This is a genomic window from Pseudonocardia sulfidoxydans NBRC 16205, assembly GCF_007989085.1.
Taxonomy (GTDB): Bacteria; Actinomycetota; Actinomycetes; order Mycobacteriales; family Pseudonocardiaceae; genus Pseudonocardia; species Pseudonocardia sulfidoxydans.
This window is the reverse complement of record NZ_BJVJ01000007.1, coordinates 58,659-73,954: the sequence shown is the minus strand read 5'-3', so window position 1 is coordinate 73,954 and position 15,296 is coordinate 58,659. Positions and strand designations below refer to the sequence as shown.

General features: G+C 73.3%; 12 protein-coding genes. 9 read left to right on the top strand and 3 right to left on the bottom strand.

The features are described from left to right. The first annotated feature begins 52 nt into the window (after positions 1-52). From PSU4_RS05995 to PSU4_RS05955, 9 genes are read left to right on the top strand one after another with little or no spacing between them, the layout of a single operon-like run. Positions 53-1,543 (top strand): flavin-containing monooxygenase, encoded by a 1,491-nt coding sequence (locus tag PSU4_RS05995; protein ID WP_147103226.1) that lies wholly within the window; start codon positions 53-55, stop codon positions 1,541-1,543. Then, the gene (locus PSU4_RS05990) at positions 1,540-4,008 is read left to right on the top strand and encodes a CaiB/BaiF CoA transferase family protein (protein WP_222596177.1); all 2,469 of its coding nucleotides are present in this window, start codon (positions 1,540-1,542) and stop codon (positions 4,006-4,008) included. Before PSU4_RS05995 ends, PSU4_RS05990 begins: the two co-directional genes overlap by 4 nt. Then, a complete protein-coding gene (locus PSU4_RS05985; RefSeq protein ID WP_147103224.1) occupies positions 4,001-4,543 on the top strand; it encodes a hypothetical protein in 543 nt (180 codons plus the stop codon). The genes PSU4_RS05990 and PSU4_RS05985 overlap by 8 nt, the downstream gene beginning before the upstream one ends. A 10-nt stretch (positions 4,544-4,553) precedes the next feature. Continuing rightward, positions 4,554-4,982 (top strand): pyridoxamine 5'-phosphate oxidase family protein, encoded by a 429-nt coding sequence (locus tag PSU4_RS05980; protein ID WP_147103222.1) that lies wholly within the window; start codon positions 4,554-4,556, stop codon positions 4,980-4,982. Next, the gene (locus tag PSU4_RS05975; protein WP_147103220.1) at positions 4,969-5,313 is read left to right on the top strand and encodes a hypothetical protein; all 345 of its coding nucleotides are present in this window, start codon (positions 4,969-4,971) and stop codon (positions 5,311-5,313) included. The genes PSU4_RS05980 and PSU4_RS05975 overlap by 14 nt, the downstream gene beginning before the upstream one ends. Continuing rightward, positions 5,313-7,409 carry a hydantoinase/oxoprolinase family protein gene (locus PSU4_RS05970; protein WP_147103218.1) on the top strand — a complete coding sequence of 699 codons (2,097 nt, stop codon included), beginning with the start codon at positions 5,313-5,315 and terminating at the stop codon, positions 7,407-7,409. The genes PSU4_RS05975 and PSU4_RS05970 overlap by 1 nt, the downstream gene beginning before the upstream one ends. Next, positions 7,406-9,169 carry a hydantoinase B/oxoprolinase family protein gene (locus PSU4_RS05965; RefSeq protein ID WP_147103216.1) on the top strand — a complete coding sequence of 588 codons (1,764 nt, stop codon included), beginning with the start codon at positions 7,406-7,408 and terminating at the stop codon, positions 9,167-9,169. The genes PSU4_RS05970 and PSU4_RS05965 overlap by 4 nt, the downstream gene beginning before the upstream one ends. Next, positions 9,166-10,089 (top strand): hypothetical protein, encoded by a 924-nt coding sequence (locus PSU4_RS05960; protein WP_147103214.1) that lies wholly within the window; start codon positions 9,166-9,168, stop codon positions 10,087-10,089. The genes PSU4_RS05965 and PSU4_RS05960 overlap by 4 nt, the downstream gene beginning before the upstream one ends. Next, positions 10,086-11,828 carry a dihydroxy-acid dehydratase gene (locus PSU4_RS05955; protein WP_147103212.1) on the top strand — a complete coding sequence of 581 codons (1,743 nt, stop codon included), beginning with the start codon at positions 10,086-10,088 and terminating at the stop codon, positions 11,826-11,828. Before PSU4_RS05960 ends, PSU4_RS05955 begins: the two co-directional genes overlap by 4 nt. Here the strand turns inward: PSU4_RS05955 and PSU4_RS05950 are convergent. The 3 genes from PSU4_RS05950 to PSU4_RS05940 are packed head-to-tail and all read right to left on the bottom strand — an operon-like array spanning position 11,792 to position 14,963. Next, positions 11,792-12,847: an MsnO8 family LLM class oxidoreductase gene (locus tag PSU4_RS05950; RefSeq protein ID WP_147103210.1), complete on the bottom strand. Its 1,056-nt coding sequence runs from the start codon at positions 12,845-12,847 to the stop codon at positions 11,792-11,794. The two genes, PSU4_RS05955 and PSU4_RS05950, sit on opposite strands and share 37 nt — an antisense overlap. Then, on the bottom strand, positions 12,844-13,359 hold the full coding sequence (locus tag PSU4_RS05945; RefSeq protein WP_147103208.1) for a hypothetical protein: 516 nt from the start codon (positions 13,357-13,359) through the stop codon (positions 12,844-12,846). Before PSU4_RS05945 ends, PSU4_RS05950 begins: the two co-directional genes overlap by 4 nt. Next, on the bottom strand, positions 13,356-14,963 hold the full coding sequence (locus tag PSU4_RS05940) for an ABC transporter substrate-binding protein (RefSeq protein ID WP_147103207.1): 1,608 nt from the start codon (positions 14,961-14,963) through the stop codon (positions 13,356-13,358). Before PSU4_RS05940 ends, PSU4_RS05945 begins: the two co-directional genes overlap by 4 nt. Between the last annotated feature and the right edge of the window lie 333 nt (positions 14,964-15,296).

The following is a 15,296-nucleotide window of genomic DNA, read 5'->3' as shown; positions in this document are numbered from 1 at the left end:
CATCCGAAAAGGTAGCGTCGCGACACGATCCGGAGATACGGGAGGCACCCTCGTGGGAGCGGACAACGGCGAGACCGGCGAGGCCGCCGCGGACGTGATCGTCATCGGCGCCGGTCCCGGTGGGATCTGTACGGCCATCCAGCTCCGCCAGGCGGGGATCGACGACGTACTGGTCCTCGAGAAGTCGGCGGGCGTCGGTGGGACCTGGTTCAACAACCGGTATCCCGGGCTGGCCTGCGACGTCTCGACCGACCTCTACTCCTTCAGCTTCTTCCTCGACCACGAGTGGGTGCGCCCCTTCGCCACCCGCGCGGAGATCGTCGAGTACATGGAGATCGCGGTCGATCGGTTCGGTGTGCGGGACACGATCCGGCTCGGCGTCCACGTGGTGTCCGCGCGCTGGGACGACGAGGCCGGTCGCTGGACCCTCCTCGACGCGAACGGCCGCCGGTGGACGGCCCGGGTCCTCGTCGGCGCCGTGGGGATGTTCAACGAGTTCGTCCCACCCGCCGTCCCCGGTCTCGACACCTTCGCCGGACCGGTCACGCACACCGCCGAGTGGGCCGACGGGGACCTCGATCTCCTCGCCGGGCGTCGGGTGTCGGTCATCGGTACCGCGGCGAGCGCGACCCAGGTCGTGCCGACCATCGCCCCGCACACCGGTCACCTGTCGGTCTTCCAGCGCACGTCGAACTGGGTGTTCCCCAAGGAGCACGGCCTCTACACCGAGGAGCAGCGACGCGCCCGCCGCCACGACCGGTCCGTGGTCGAGGCCGGGCGCGCGAAGGCCGCCCGCGAGCTCGACGAGCTGTTCGCCGACCTGGACAGCGAGGCCAAGATCGCCGAGCAGACGGCGATCGCACTGGCCAACCTCGACACGGTCGGCGATCCCACGATCCGGGAGGCCCTGCGCCCGACCGCCCGGCTCGGTGCGCAGCGGCCGCTGCTGTCCTCGGAGTTCTACGAGGCCTTCAACCGGCCCGACGTCACCCTCGTGACCAGCCCGATCGCCGAGATCACGCCGGCCGCCATCCGCACCGCGGACGGCACCGACCATCCGACCGACCACATCGTGCTCGCGACGGGCTACCTGGCCCACAAGTTCCTGTCGGTCGTCGACGTCGTCGGCCGCGACGGCGTCGCGCTGCGCGACAAGTGGGCCGACGGCGCATACGCCTACCTGGGCATGACCGTGGAGGACTTCCCGAACCTGTTCATGCTCTACGGGCCCAACACCAACGGCGGGTCGATCATCGACAAGCTGGAGACCCAGACCCGCTACATCGTCGGCAAGACCGTGTACCTGCTCAAGAACGGTGTGCACGCGCTGGAGGTCCGGCCCGAGGTCGTGACCGCCTACAACGCGCAGCTGCAGGCGGACATCGGGGCGGTACGCGCCTGGCAGGTCGAGGGCAGCCGGTACTACCGGGCACCCTCGGGCCGGGTCGTCACCCAGTGCCCGTACACCGTCGTCGAGTACGACCGGATGACGCGCGTGGACGACCTCGAGGCCTTCGCCGTCACGCTCGGGGAGCGCACGTGACCACGGCCCCGGCGCCGGCGGACATGGCCCCCCTGGACGACTACACCGTCGCCGACCTGTCGAGCGGGATCGCCGGCGCCTACTGCACCCGGCTGCTCGCCGGGGCGGGCGCCGTCGTCGTCAAGGTGGAGCCGCCCGAAGGGGACGGGCTGCGCCGCCGGTCGGCCGCAGGCACCGTGTCCCCGCCGGGCGAGGACGGCGCGCTGTTCCAGTTCCTGGCCTGCGGCAAGCAGAGCGTCGTGGCCGATCCCGAGCGGCCTGCCGACCTCGCGTTCGTGTCGGACCTGCTCGCCGTCGCGGACGCCGTCGTCTGGTCGCCGGGTTCCCGGCTGGCTGCGCTGCCCGAGCTGCACCCCACCGCCCTGCACGCGCGCTTCCCCGCCCTCGACGTGGTGGCCCTGACCCATTTCGGTCTCGACGGGCCGTGGGCCGACCGGGCTGCGACGGAGTTCACGCTGCAGGCCTGGGCCGGTGCCATCGGCTGGCGGGGACTGCCGGGGAAACCGCCCGTGAGCGTCGGCGGCAGGGTGGGGGAATGGGCCGCAGGCACGTTCGCCGCGACCGGGTTGCTCGCCTCACGCCGCCGACAGCGGATCGACCCCGGGGGACAGATCCTCGACACGTCCGTGCTCGACGCGGTCGCGCTCAGCCTCACCAACATGCACCCCGTCACCTACTTCGCCGAGGCCGGCCGACCCCGGGACCCGCACCCGGTGTCGCTGCTGCCCGGTATCCACGCCACCGCCGACGGCTGGGTCGGTTTCATGACCGTGACCGGCCAGCAGTGGCTCGACTTCTGCGCGCTCGTCGAGCGGGTCGACTGGATGGACGACGCGTCCCTGGGCTCGGCCGAGGAGCGCGAGCGGCGCCGCGACGAGCTCACCGCCCACATCGACGCGTGGGCGGCGTCCCGCACGACCGCGGAGATCCTCGAACTGGCCGCCGCCCTGCGGGTGCCGGCCGCGCCGGTGGGGACGGGCGCCACGGTGCCCACCATCGACCACTTCGCCGACCAGGGGATGTTCGTCGAGACCCCGCGCGGCGGGTTCGTGCAGCCCGCGACGCCCTACCGGCTGCACGGCAAGGTCGGTCTGCCCCCGCTCGGCCCGCCCCCGGCGCTCGGTGAGCACACCGCGGACTGGGTGCACCGAGCCGCGCAGCCCCGCCCCGCCCCGCCGCGCCCCGCCGCGCCCGCACCGCCGCAGCGGGCACCGTCGGGCCGGCTCCCCTTCGACGACCTGCGCGTCATCGAGCTGACCGCCTTCTGGGCGGGACCCTCGGCGGCCCAGTTCCTCGGGATGCACGGCGCCGAGGTCGTCAAGATCGAGTCGCCCGCTCGGCCGGACGGGATGCGGACACTGAGCACCCGGCGCCTCGACGAGGACCAGTGGTGGGAGTACGCGCCGCTGTTCCACGCGACGAACACCAACAAGCTCGGGCTCGGCCTGCGCCTGGACCGCCCCCGCGGCCCCGACCTGCTGGTCGACCTGCTCGACCGCAGCGACGTGCTCGTCGAGAACTTCAGCCCCCGCGTCCTGGACTCGTGGGGTCTCGGGTACGACGTGCTGCGCCAGACCAACCCGGGGCTGATCGTCGTGCGGATGCCCGCGTTCGGGCTGGCCGGGCCGTGGCGCGACCGCACCGGATTCGCCCAGACCATGGAGCAGGCCTCCGGGATGGCCTGGGTGACCGGCTTCCCGGACGAGGCCCCTCAGGTCCCGAGCGGTGTCTGCGACCCGCTCGCCGGCGCCCACGCCGCGTTCGCGCTGCAGGTCGCGCTGGCGGTCCGGGACCGGACCGGCGAGGGAATGCTCGTGGAGGTCCCCATGGTGGCGAGCGCGCTCAACGTGGCCGCCGAGCAGGTCGTCGAGTACGCGGCCTACGGCGTGCTGGCCCACCGGACCGGGAACCGGTCACCCGTCGCGGCACCGCAGAACCTCTACCGGACGGCGGACCCGCCCGACGGCCTCGGCGGCCCGCGGGTCGCGATCTCGGTCGAGACCGACGCGCAGTGGTCCGTGCTGGTCGAGGCCCTCGGCCGGCCGGACTGGGCGCTCGGGGAGCCGCTCGCGAGCGCCGCCGGGCGCAAGGCGCGCGAGGACGAGATCGACACCCGGCTCGCGGCGTGGTGTGCCGGGCACACCGTCGCCGAGATCCTCGACCTGTTGTGGAGCGCCGGCGTCCCGGTCGGCCGGGTCGCGATGCCGCACGAGCCGGAGCTCACGCAGTTCACGTCGCGCCGGTTCTACGAGCAGGTCCCGCACCCGCGGGAGGGCACGACGCTCGTCGCCGGGTGGCCCGTCCGGTTCTCCCGCGACCGCTACGACATCCACCGGCGCAGGGCACCGATGCTCGGTGAGCACAACCGCTACGTCGTCACGGAGCTCCTCGGCATGACGGCAGACGAGTACGCCGGCCTGGAGTCCGCCCAGGTGATCGGGGAGGGGCTGCAGGACGATGGATGACCCTCGAGGTATCGACGGGGCGCGCTCCCCGGTGGTGTCGGTGCTCGTCCCGGACCCGGAGGACGTCCCGGCCGGGGCGGGCACCGGCACGGCGGGGGCCGCCGTCGGGGTCGCGCTGACCTCCGCTCTCCCGTCCGCTGACCGGCGGGTCCTGGTCGCGCAGGGTGGCGCCGACCCACACGCGCTCCGGTGCGCGGTCGCCGCGTCCGACGTGCTGGTGGTCGCGATCCCCGCCGCGTTCCCGGGGTGGCGGCGTAGCGCCGGCCGGCTGCTCGACGCAGCCGGGCCGCTCACCGGACGCGTGGTCTTCGGTGTCGTGACCGGCGGCTGGCCGAACTCGGCGCAGCGCGCCCCGGCGTGGCTGGAGGCCGAGCTGCGCCGCCGCGGCGCGTGCTGCCTGGCGCCCACCCTGCACCTGACCGCCGACGGGGCCGCCGGCCTCGCCGCGATCACCGCATACTGCACGCACTGGCGTCCCCTGGTGCCGAGCCTGGTCGGGCTCGCACGCCGGGAGCCGGTGCCCGCCGCCGGCTGAGAGGACCCCGATGACCGATCGTGCGCACGCGATCCTGGAGGCCGGCACCCGCGGCTTCGTCGCCACGCGGACCGCGGCCGGGCAGGCCGTCGTCCACCCGATCTCGGTGTTCCACCGCGAGGACGGGCTCTGGATGAACACGTACCTGAAGTCCGCGAAGGCGCGCAACATGATCCGGCACCCGGCGGTCGCCGTCGTGGTGGTGGAGTCCGGGGACGGTGCTCCGCGCCCACCCGGCGTGCTGGTCCGCGGTCGCGCCGAGCTGCTCCCGGAGGACGCCGAGCCGCCACCGGCCCGGGTCGAGCCCACCTACCTGCTCCCCGGGGTGACCGCACCCGTCCCCGGCGACCCCCGCTGGTCCCTCGACGGGCGGCGACGCTGGTTCCGGGTCCCGCTCACCGACGTGACGCTGCTGGAGGCTCCCGATGCCCAGGCATGACGTCGCGATGACCCCGGCCGAGGTGGTGGCCTTCGTCCGCGACGAGGACGGCGGCGTCCTCGCCCACCTCGACGAGAACGGCGACCCGGTCGCCGGTCTCGTCAGCAGCCGGGGCGCCGGGACCGGTCTCGTGCTCGCGGCGGCCGACACCCGCCGGCTCCCGCCGGACGGCACGCAGGTCTGCGTGGCCTACGAACGCGAGCCCTCCTACTCGGGTGTCCGGGCGGCGCTCGTCCTCGGCGTCGTCGTCGACGGCCGGCTCGAGCCGGACCGCACGATCAGCTTCGACTTCGCCAAGATCCCCGCCCCCGTTCAGGAGGACGACCACTGATGGCCCGGCACCGGTACACCATCGCCACCGACATGGGCGGGACGTTCACCGACCTCGTCCTCGAGGACCGGACCACCGGCCGCGTCCACATCGTCAAGAGCCCCACCGTGCTCGACGACCCGATCCGCGGCATCCTCGACACCGTCGACCTCGCCGCCGCCGAGATCGGGGTGGACCGGCGTGAGCTGCTCGCGGGCACGGAGACGTTCGTGCACGGCACCACCCGCGCGCTCAACGCGATCCTCACCGGCACGACCGCCCGCACGGCCTTCCTGACCACCCGGGGCCACCCGGACGTCCTGCTGTTCCGCGAGGGCGGTCGCGTCGACCCCTTCGACTTCACCCGCCGCTATCCCGACCCGTTGGTGCCGCGCGCCCTGACCTGGGAGGTCGTCGAGCGCGTCGGCGCCGACGGCGCGGTCGTCACCCCCCTCGACGAGGCAGCCCTGGTGACGCAGCTGCAGGAGGTCGTCGCCGCGGGGGGAGAGGCGATCGCGGTCTGTCTGCTGTGGTCGATCGCGAACCCGGTCCACGAGCTGCGGATCGGCGAGCTGATCGAACAGCACGCACCCGGCATCCCCTACACGCTCTCGCACCGGCTCAACCCGATCGTGCGCGAGTACCGGCGGGCCTGCTCCACCGTTCTCGACGCGTCGCTCAAACCGCTGATGACGCAGTACCTGGACGCGATGACGCGCCGGCTCTCCGAGGAGGGGCTGGCCGGGCGGCTGCTCATCGTCACCTCCGGCGGCGGGGTCATGGACTCGGCCGCGGTCGCCGCGGCACCGGTCCACGTGATCGGGTCCGGACCTGCGATGGCACCGATCGCCGGACGCGACGTCGTCGACCGGACGACCGGCCACCAGACCGTCCTCGTCGCGGACACCGGCGGGACCAGCTACGACGTCGGCGTGGTCCGCGACGGCGACGTGTCCTCGACCCGGGAGGCGTGGCTCGGCGCACCCCACCTCAGCCACATGACCGGCCTGCCGGCCATCGACATCAAGAGCGTCGGCGCGGGCGGCGGGAGCATCGCCGCCGTCGGCGCCGGGGGGCTGCTCACCGTGGGCCCGCGCAGCGCGGGCGCCCGCCCCGGGCCCGTCTGCTACGGCCAGGGCGGCACCGAGCCGACCGTGACCGACGCCGCGGTGGTACTCGGCTACCTCGATCCGGAGTACTTCCTCGGCGGCAGGGTCACGCTCGACGTCGCCGGGGCCGAACGCGCGATCGAGGAGAAGATCGCGACACCCCTGGGCTTCACGACGCTGCAGGCCGCCGCGGCGATCATGGCGCTCGCCACCGAGCACATGGTTCGCGCGATCGAGGACACCACGGTGGCCCAGGGCATCGACCCGGCCGAGGCCGTGCTCGTCGCCGGTGGCGGCGCGGGCGGCTTCAACGCGACCGACATCGCGTCCCGGTTGCGCTGCTCCGCGGCCGTCATCCCGGACACCGGCAGCGTGCTGAGCGCCGCGGGCGCCGCGATCTCCGACCTGTCGTCGGACTTCGCCGCCGCCTGCCCGGCGACGACCCAGGACTTCGACTTCGCGCGGGTCTCGGCGGTGACCGACGGGCTCGTCGAGCGCGCCCGCCGGTTCGTCGCCTCGACCGGGGTCGCGACGGAGCTCGCGGACGTGCGGCTGTTCGCCGACGCCCGCTACCCGCACCAGGTCTGGGAGGTGGAGGTACCGCTGACCACCCTGCGCATCGCCTCGGACGCCGACGTCGACGCGCTCGCGGACGCGTTCCACAAGATGCACGAGAAGCTGTTCGCGATCAGCGACCCCGCCTCCGACGTCGAGGTCGTCGGCTGGCGGGTCCGGGCCTCCTGCCGGACGCGGACCACGCCGCTCGGCCAGGTCGAGGGCGGTCCCGCGCGCCCGCGGACCCACCGCACCCGGCGCGTCTACTTCACCGGACACGGACTCGTCGACGCCACGGTGCGGGCCCAGGACGACATCGCACCGGGCGAGGTCGTCGAGGGTCCGGCGATCGTCGAGACGCCGGTCACGGTCGTCGTCGTCGACCCGGCCGCGACGGCCACGCGGGCCTCGACCGGAGCGCTCGTCCTGCGACGGAACGGAGACCACCGGTGACACTCGACGGTCTGCAGCTGGCGGTCCTCTCCAGCCGGATGGAGCAGGTGGTCCGCGCGATGGCGAACACGCTCGCGCGCACCGCGCGGTCCGGGGTGATCAACACCGCGAGGGACTTCTCCTGCTGCGTCCTCACCGGGGACGCGGAGCTGGTGGCGACGGCCGAGTCGCTGCCCGTGCACGTCATGCGGGGGCCCGACATCATGGCCGCCTACACCGCGCGCATGCACCCCGACCTGCGCCGCGGCGACGCCTACCTGCACAACTCGCCCTACCACGGCAACTCGCACGCGGCCGACCACTGCATCCTCGTGCCCGTCGTGGACCCCGACGGGACGCACCGCTTCACCGTGCTGGTGAAGGCACACCAGGCGGACTGCGGCAACGGGACGCCGACGACGTACTCGACGTCGGCCGCCGACGTCTACGAGGAGGGTGCGCTGATCTTCCCCGCCGTGCGCGTCCAGCGCGACTTCACCGACGTCGACGACGTGATCCGCATGTGCCGCATGCGGATCCGGGTCCCGGACCAGTGGTGGGGCGACTACCTCGCGATGGTCGGGGCGGCGCGGATCGGCGAGCGGGAGGTCGAGAGGCTCGCCGCCGACGTCGGCTGGGACGCGCTGGAGCAGTACGCGGGTGAGTGGTTCGACTTCTCCGAGCAGCGGGTGGCCGAGGCCATCGCGGAGCTGCCGGCCGGGCGCGTCACGCTCGACGGCGCCCACGACCCCTTCCCGGGCGTGCCCGGTGGGGTGCCGGTCTCGGTCACCGTCGACGTCGACCCGGTCGGCGGCCGCGTCGTCGTGGACCTGCGGGACAACCCGGACTGCCAGCCCTGCGGGCTGAACCTGACCGAGAGCACGTCCGCGAGCTCCGCGCTCGTCGGCGTCTTCAACTCGCTGCCCGCGTCGGTGCCGGCGAACGCGGGCAGCCTGCGCCGTGTCGAGGTGCTGCTGCGGGAGAACTGTGTCGTCGGCATCCCGCGCCACCCGGCGAGCTGCTCGGTGGCGACCACGAACGTCGCGGACCGGGTGACCAACCTGGTGCAGCGCGCGATCGCGGAGCTGGGCCCCGGCGTCGGCATGGCCGAGGCCGGGCTGGTGCAGCCACCGGCCTGGGCCGTGATCTCGGGGGCCGACCCGCGGACCGGCGTGCCGTTCGTCAACCAGATCCTGTTCCCGGGAGTGACCGGCGGTCCGGGAACCCCGTGGACCGACGGCTGGCTGACCTTCGGCCACGCCGGAAACGCCGGGATGATGTTGCGCGACAGCGTGGAGATCGACGAGATCCACCACCCGATCCGGGTCACCCAGCAACGGATCCTCCCCGACACCGAGGGCGCCGGCGAGTTCCGCGGGGCACCCGGCGCCCTCGTGGAGTACGGCCCCACGACCGCGCCGCTCACCCTGAGCTACGGCAGCGACGGCGCGGTCCACCCGGCCCGCGGCGCCGGCGGTGGGACAGCCGGAGCCCCGGCGCGGCAACAGCTCCGGCGCGTCGACGGGTCGCTCGTCGACCTGCCGCCGAGCGGGCTCGTGCAGCTGCTGCCGGGCGAGACCGTCGTCTCGGAGAGCTGCGGAGGCGGTGGCTACGGCGCCCCGCACCGGCGCGACCCCGCGACGGTCGCCCACGACGTCGCCGAGGGGTGGATCACGCCCGCCAGGGCGCGGGAGGTCTACGCGGTGGCCGTCGTGGCCGGCCGCATCGACGAGGCGGAGACCGACAGGCTCCGCGATGACGTCCAGCGAGGAGACAGATGAGCACGACTGCGACCCCCGAGTCCATCCTGGCCGCCCAGGGGCTGCCGACCGGGGACAACTACGACCTTCCGACGTCGAGCCGGACCTTCGCCGACGGCGGCCGGTTCCGCCTCGAGGTGTCCGGCGTCGAACGCCTGTCCAACCTGGAGGCGCTGCTGGTCGAGGCGAAACGCCACGACGTGTTCGTCCACCGGATCATCTCCTTCGGCGGCGGCGCGACGCTGCTCGACAAGGGGGAGCTGCGGGCGTTCGGGCAGCTCGCGGCGGAGAACGGGATCGAGGTCGTGGCCTGCCCCGGGCCGCGTGCCGGCTGGGACTCCGGCCGCCAGCTGACCAGCCGGGAGGGCATCAGCGCGGGCAAACGGATCCGCGGGGTCGACAACATCCGCTACCTGCTGCACGACGTGCTGCGCATCTTCGACGCGGGCCTGCGCGGTCTCCTCGTGATCGACGAGGGCGTCCTCGACGTGCTCAACACCGCCCGCACGCGCGGGGACATCCCCGAGGACGCGTTCTTCAAGGTCTCCGTCTACGCGGGCCATGCCAACCCGGCGTCGGTGCGGCTGCTGGAGAACCTCGGTGCGGACAGCGTCAACCCGGTCGGCGACCTGAGCAGGCCGATGCTCAGCGCCATCCGGTCCGCCGTGTCCGTCCCGCTCGACGTCTGGGCCATCACCTTCGACTCGTTCGGGGGGATGACGCGGCTGTGGGAGGCGGCCGACATCGCCCGGGTCGCGGCCCCGGTCTACTTCAAGATCGAACCGGGGGAGTCCGAGGAGGTCATGTACAACGGCTGGACCGACGCCGAGTTCCACGACCGGCTCATCCGGCACAAGGTGCGGCACGCGGCGATCCTGCGGGAGCTCGCGTCCACCGTGGACCCGGACGTCCGGCTCTCGCCGGCGCCGTCGGCGAGGTGAACGCGCCGCTGCGCAGCGAACGGTGGTTCTCCGGCGAGCACGTTCCCGGGTTCGTGCACCGCACGGCGATGCGCGCATCCGGCTTCGCCCGCGCGAGCTTCGAGGGCCGCCCCGTCGTCGGGATCTGCAACTCGTGGTCGGAGCTGATCAGCTGCAACCTGCACCTGAGGGCGCTCGCCGACAGCGTGCGCCGCGGCATCCTGCAGGCCGGTGGTGTCCCGCTGGAGTTCCCCACGATCTCGCTGGGCGAGCAGCTGATGAAGCCCACGACCATGCTGTTCCGCAACCTGATGTCCATGGACGTCGAGGAGTCGCTGCGCGCCTACCCGTTCGACGCCGTGGTGATGCTCGGCGGCTGCGACAAGACGATGCCGGCGCAGCTGATGGGGGCCGCGAGCGCCGACGTCCCCACGATCGTCGTCCCCGGTGGGCCGGCGAACCCCGCGACCTTCCGTGGCAGACAGATCGGCGTCGGCACGGACCTGTGGGGCTACGTCGACGACGTGCGGGCGGGCCGCATGTCCGTGTCCGAGTACGAGGCCCTCGAGGCCTCGGCCGGGCCGTCGGCGGGGCACTGCCCGGAGATGGGCACGGCCTCCACCGTCGCGGCCGTGGTCGAGGCCCTGGGCATGACGCTGCCCGGGGCGAGCGCGATCCCCGCGACGGACGCCCGCCGCAGCCAGGTCGCCGAGGACTGCGGCCGGGCGGCGGTGAGGCTCGCGCAGGACGGGGTGCGGCCGTCGCAGATCCTGACGGCCGACGCCTTCCACAACGCGATCACCGTGCTGGTCGCCCTCGGCGGCTCGACGAACGTGGTCCTGCACCTGCTGGCCCTCGCGGGGCGGGCCGAGGTCGCCGTGGGGCTGCAGGACTTCCACGAGATCGCGGCGCACGTACCGTTGATCGCGAACGTCCGCCCGGCGGGGGAGCACCTCGTCGAGCAGCTGTTCGAGATCGGCGGGCTGCCCGTGGTGCTCAAGGAGCTGGCGCCGCTGCTGCGGCGCGACGCGTTGACGGTGAACGGCCGGACCGTGGGGGAGAACCTCGCCGACGCCCCACCCGTCGACGGTGACGTGGTCCGTCCGCTCGCCGACCCCGTCCAGGGGCCGGGCGGGCTCGCCGTCGTGCGCGGCAACCTCGCGCCCGGCGGAGCCGTGGTCAAGTGCAGTGCCGCCAGCGAGAACCTGTTGCGGCACACCGGTCCTGCGGTGGTGTTCGAGGACATGGACGACCTGCGCAAGCGGATCGACGACCCCGATCTCCCGGTGACCGCGGACTCGGTGCTGGTGCTGCGCAACGCCGGGCCCGTCGGCGGACCGGGCATGCCCGAGTGGGGGGCCCTCCCGATCCCGCAGAAGCTGCTCCGGGAGGGCGTCACGGACATGGTGCGCATCTCCGACGCGCGGATGAGCGGCACCGCGTACGGCACGACGGTGCTCCACGTCAGCCCGGAGGCCGCCGTCGGGGGTCCGCTCGCGCTCGTCGAGGACGGCGACCTGATCCGGCTCGACGCCCGCGCCGGCGTGCTCGAGCTCGAGGTGGACGACGCGACCCTCGCCGAGCGGGGCCGGGTGGCCCCCCGGACCCGCTCGGCGTACCGGCGGGGCTACGGAGCCCTGTACGCCGAGCGGGTCACCCAGGCGGACACCGGCTGCGACTTCGACTTCCTGCGAGGCCGGTCCGACGACCCGGCCGCCGAGCCCTACGGGATCTTCGACGGGTGGATCGGCGGCTGGTGAGTCCCCACGGCGCCGGCCCCGATGGGGGCCAACGCCTGGGCGACCAGCTCGCGGGACCGGCGTCGCAGCGCCGGGTCGGTCAGCATGTCCTGCACCATGATCTCGGTGGCCCCGGTGTCACGGACCAGCGGTTCCAGCTGCGCCCGCAACGACTCCGGGGTCCCCGAGATCTGCGGCGGGACCACCCCGTCCCGGACGACGCTCGGCTCGGCCTTCGTCGTCGCGTCGAGCTCGGCGGTGGCCTGGGCCAGGGTGGGGACGGGCCGCTCGCGCCCCAGCGTCCGCAGGGCCCGGGCGGGCCACGTCAGCCGGTGGGCGAGCTCCTCGTCGTCGGCCGCGACGATGTTGAGCGTGAGAACGACCGTCGGCTCCTGCGGGCCGAACCGCGTCGTGGTGAAGCTCTGCCGGTACCGCTCGATCGCCGGGCCGGTCATCGCCGGGTTGATGTGGCTGCCGAACGCGTAGCCCAGCCCCAGCCCACCCGCGAGTGCGGCGCTCCCACCCGACGAACCGAGGACCCACACCTCGGGAACGCCGTCGATGCCGTGGGTGAGGTCGACGGACTCGTAGGGGTGGCCGGGGCCGAACGCGTGATGGAGGTAGCCGACGACCTCCTCGACCTGGGAGAAGAAGTCCTCCACCGGTGCGCCCTGGCGGTCGCGGCGCAGCGCGTGGTCGACCAGCGGGCCGGCCGAGGACCGGCCGAGCCCGAGATCGATCCGCCCCGGCGCGAGGGCCTGCAGCATGAGGTACCGCTCGGCCACGCTGTACGGGCTGTAGTGGTTGAGCAGGACGGCTCCCGAGCCGAGCCGGATCCGGGAGGTGCGCCGGGAGGCGATCGCGATCAGCGGTGCCGGGTCCTGCGCCGCGTATCCGGTGGTGTGGTGGTGCTCGGCGAACCAGAACCGGTGATACCCCAACCGTTCCGCGTCCTCGGCCGCCCCGAGTGCCTGCTCGAGGGCGGCGGTCTTGCCGGCGCCCGGCGTGACGGGGGCCAGCTCGACGAGCGAGTACCTCATCGGACGGTCTCCTCGCGCACCTCGGCCGTCTCCACGCCTCTGCCGGCGTACGGGTTCCCGAGGGCGGTGACGAAGCGCTGGAACTCGTCCGGATCGTTCTTGACGACGTACCGCGTCACCAGCCCCTCCTCGACCTCGCACCGGAACTCGGTGTGCAGGTGCAGCGCCCAGCCGTCCGGGAGCGTGCCCGTCAGGGTGAAGTCCCCGACGATCACGTCGCCCGGCCGCTCCGTGGCCGTACCGGCGATCCGCAGGTCCGGGATCAGCCGGGACGCGATGGTCGGCACGCGGGGCCCGCCGCCGGCCGCCCCGCGCTCGAGCCGGACGAACGCCGGGTCGGCGGGGGTCGGCCCGAGCGGGAGCATGCACGTCTCGAAGCTCGCGGCGAACATCGTCGCCTCGACGCTCGCGTACATCAGGAAACCGGCCGCGATGCCGTCGCGCAGGCGCCCGGCCAGCTCCGCCGTGGTCTCGGGCAGGCTCAGCGCCTCCCCGCGGTCGAGCGCGGTCACTGCGACTTCCAGGCACCGTGGAGCTGCACGCGCGACCCGGAGTCGAAGGCGATGCCGTGGACGTTCGCCCCCACCCCGAGCACCGTCGTCAGCTCGACGACCGGCAGGTAGTACTTCTCCCGGACCATGATCTCCTGCACCTGCGCCACGATCGCCGCCCGCTTCACCGGGTCCGCCTCGCCCGCCTGCGCCGTCAGCGCCGCGTCGAGCGGGCCCTGCGGGAACCGGTAGGTGTTGACCCCCGAGCTCGAGAACGAGCTGCGCAGGATGTCGGGATCGGCCCGCGTGAGGTTCGCCCAGTTGGCGACGAAGTCGCCGGACTGCATCTGCGCGGCGACCGTGGACACCGGCACCTCGCGCAGCTGAACGTCGATGCCGGCAGCCTTCGCCTGCTGCTGGACGAGCTCGAGGGCGGGCTTGTTCGTGCTGAAGTTGCTGACGAAGGACACCGGCACCGTCAACCGTTCCCCGTTCCTGGCGCGGACGCCGTCCGGGCCGGGAACCCAGCCGGCCGCGTCGAGGAGGGAGGCCGCCTCGGCGGTGTCGAACCCGAGCAACGCGGACTGATCGGCGAACGACGGAGTCGTGGAGGCGAGAACGCTGGTCGCGGGCCGGGTCTGCGACGGATAGATCGCATCGACGATCTGCTGCCGGTCGATCGCCAGCGAGAGAGCCTCGCGGACGACGGGGTCGGCCACGACGGGCGTCGACAGGTTGAGGCCCAGACCGAGCACCAGACCGGGGTTCGGGCGCGCGAGGAGCTGCGCTCCGGCGTCGGTGAGCGGTGCCTCGTCCTGCTCGCCGATCGTGCTGATCGCATCGACCTCGCCCGACACCAGGGACCCGGTCCGCACCCCGGACTCCGGCACGATCCGGAACTCCAGCGCGTCGAGGTGGGCCTCCCCCTGGTGGGTCGACAAGGCGGACGGCCAGGCGTAGCCGGAGCGCTTGGCGAGCGTGATCGAGGAGTTCCTGACGTAGTCCCGGACGGTGAACGGCCCCGACCCGACCACGGTGGTGCAGCGCTCGTCCTCCGAGGTCGCAACGGTTCCCGGCGACAGGATGCCGAGGCTGTGCGTCGAGGTTCCCTGGAGGAACTGCACGTTGGGCTGCGTGAACGACACCGTGAACTGCGTGGGACTCTGGACCGTCGTCCCCGCGTATCCCGCGAGGTAGGCCTTCGGCAGCTGGGCGCGCAGCCCGAGCTGGGGGATCCGGTCGAAGTTCGCCTTGACGGCATCGGCGTCCACCGGCGTGCCGTCGGAGAAGGTGACGTTCTCGCGGAGGGTGAAGGTGTAGCTCTTCGCGTCGGGGGAGGTCTGCCAGGCGGTGGCGAGCCACGGGACGAGCGCACCCGAACTCGGGTCCTGATCGGTCAGCGAATCGACGATCTGCCGCGCGGAGTAGATCGAGTCGGTGCTGGCGACCTGCTGCGGGTCCAGGCAGCCCTGGTCGCTCGACACCGCGAAACGCAGCGTCCCACCGGACTGGGGAGCCCCGCCCGGCGCGGTGGCCGGTGCGGTTGCGGACCCGCACCCGACGACGACGAGCGTCGCGGCGGCGAGAACCGAGGCGATCAGGGGATGTCGGGATCTGGCGGTCATCTGTCGGTACGTCCTTCCGAGGGGGTGCCGGGCTGCTGCGGAGCCACGTCGGCCCACGCCGCCGAGGCATGGGAGCGGGGTCCCGGATCGCGTATGCGAACACGCGGGCGCGTGCCGCCGAGCGACACCGGTGACCGGGGGAGCCGGTGCCGGACATCGGCGACGGGCTGGAGGGCTCGGTTACGGACGACAGCGAGCGCTGCAGGTCCGGTGCAGGTCCACGTGGAGCCGACGTACGCCGACGAACATCGCGCCCTCGCCTCCTGGCTGTGTGCTCACCGCCGCGCCCGTATCCGGGGTGACCCCCCACATAGTTGCGGGCGTGCGCGGTCC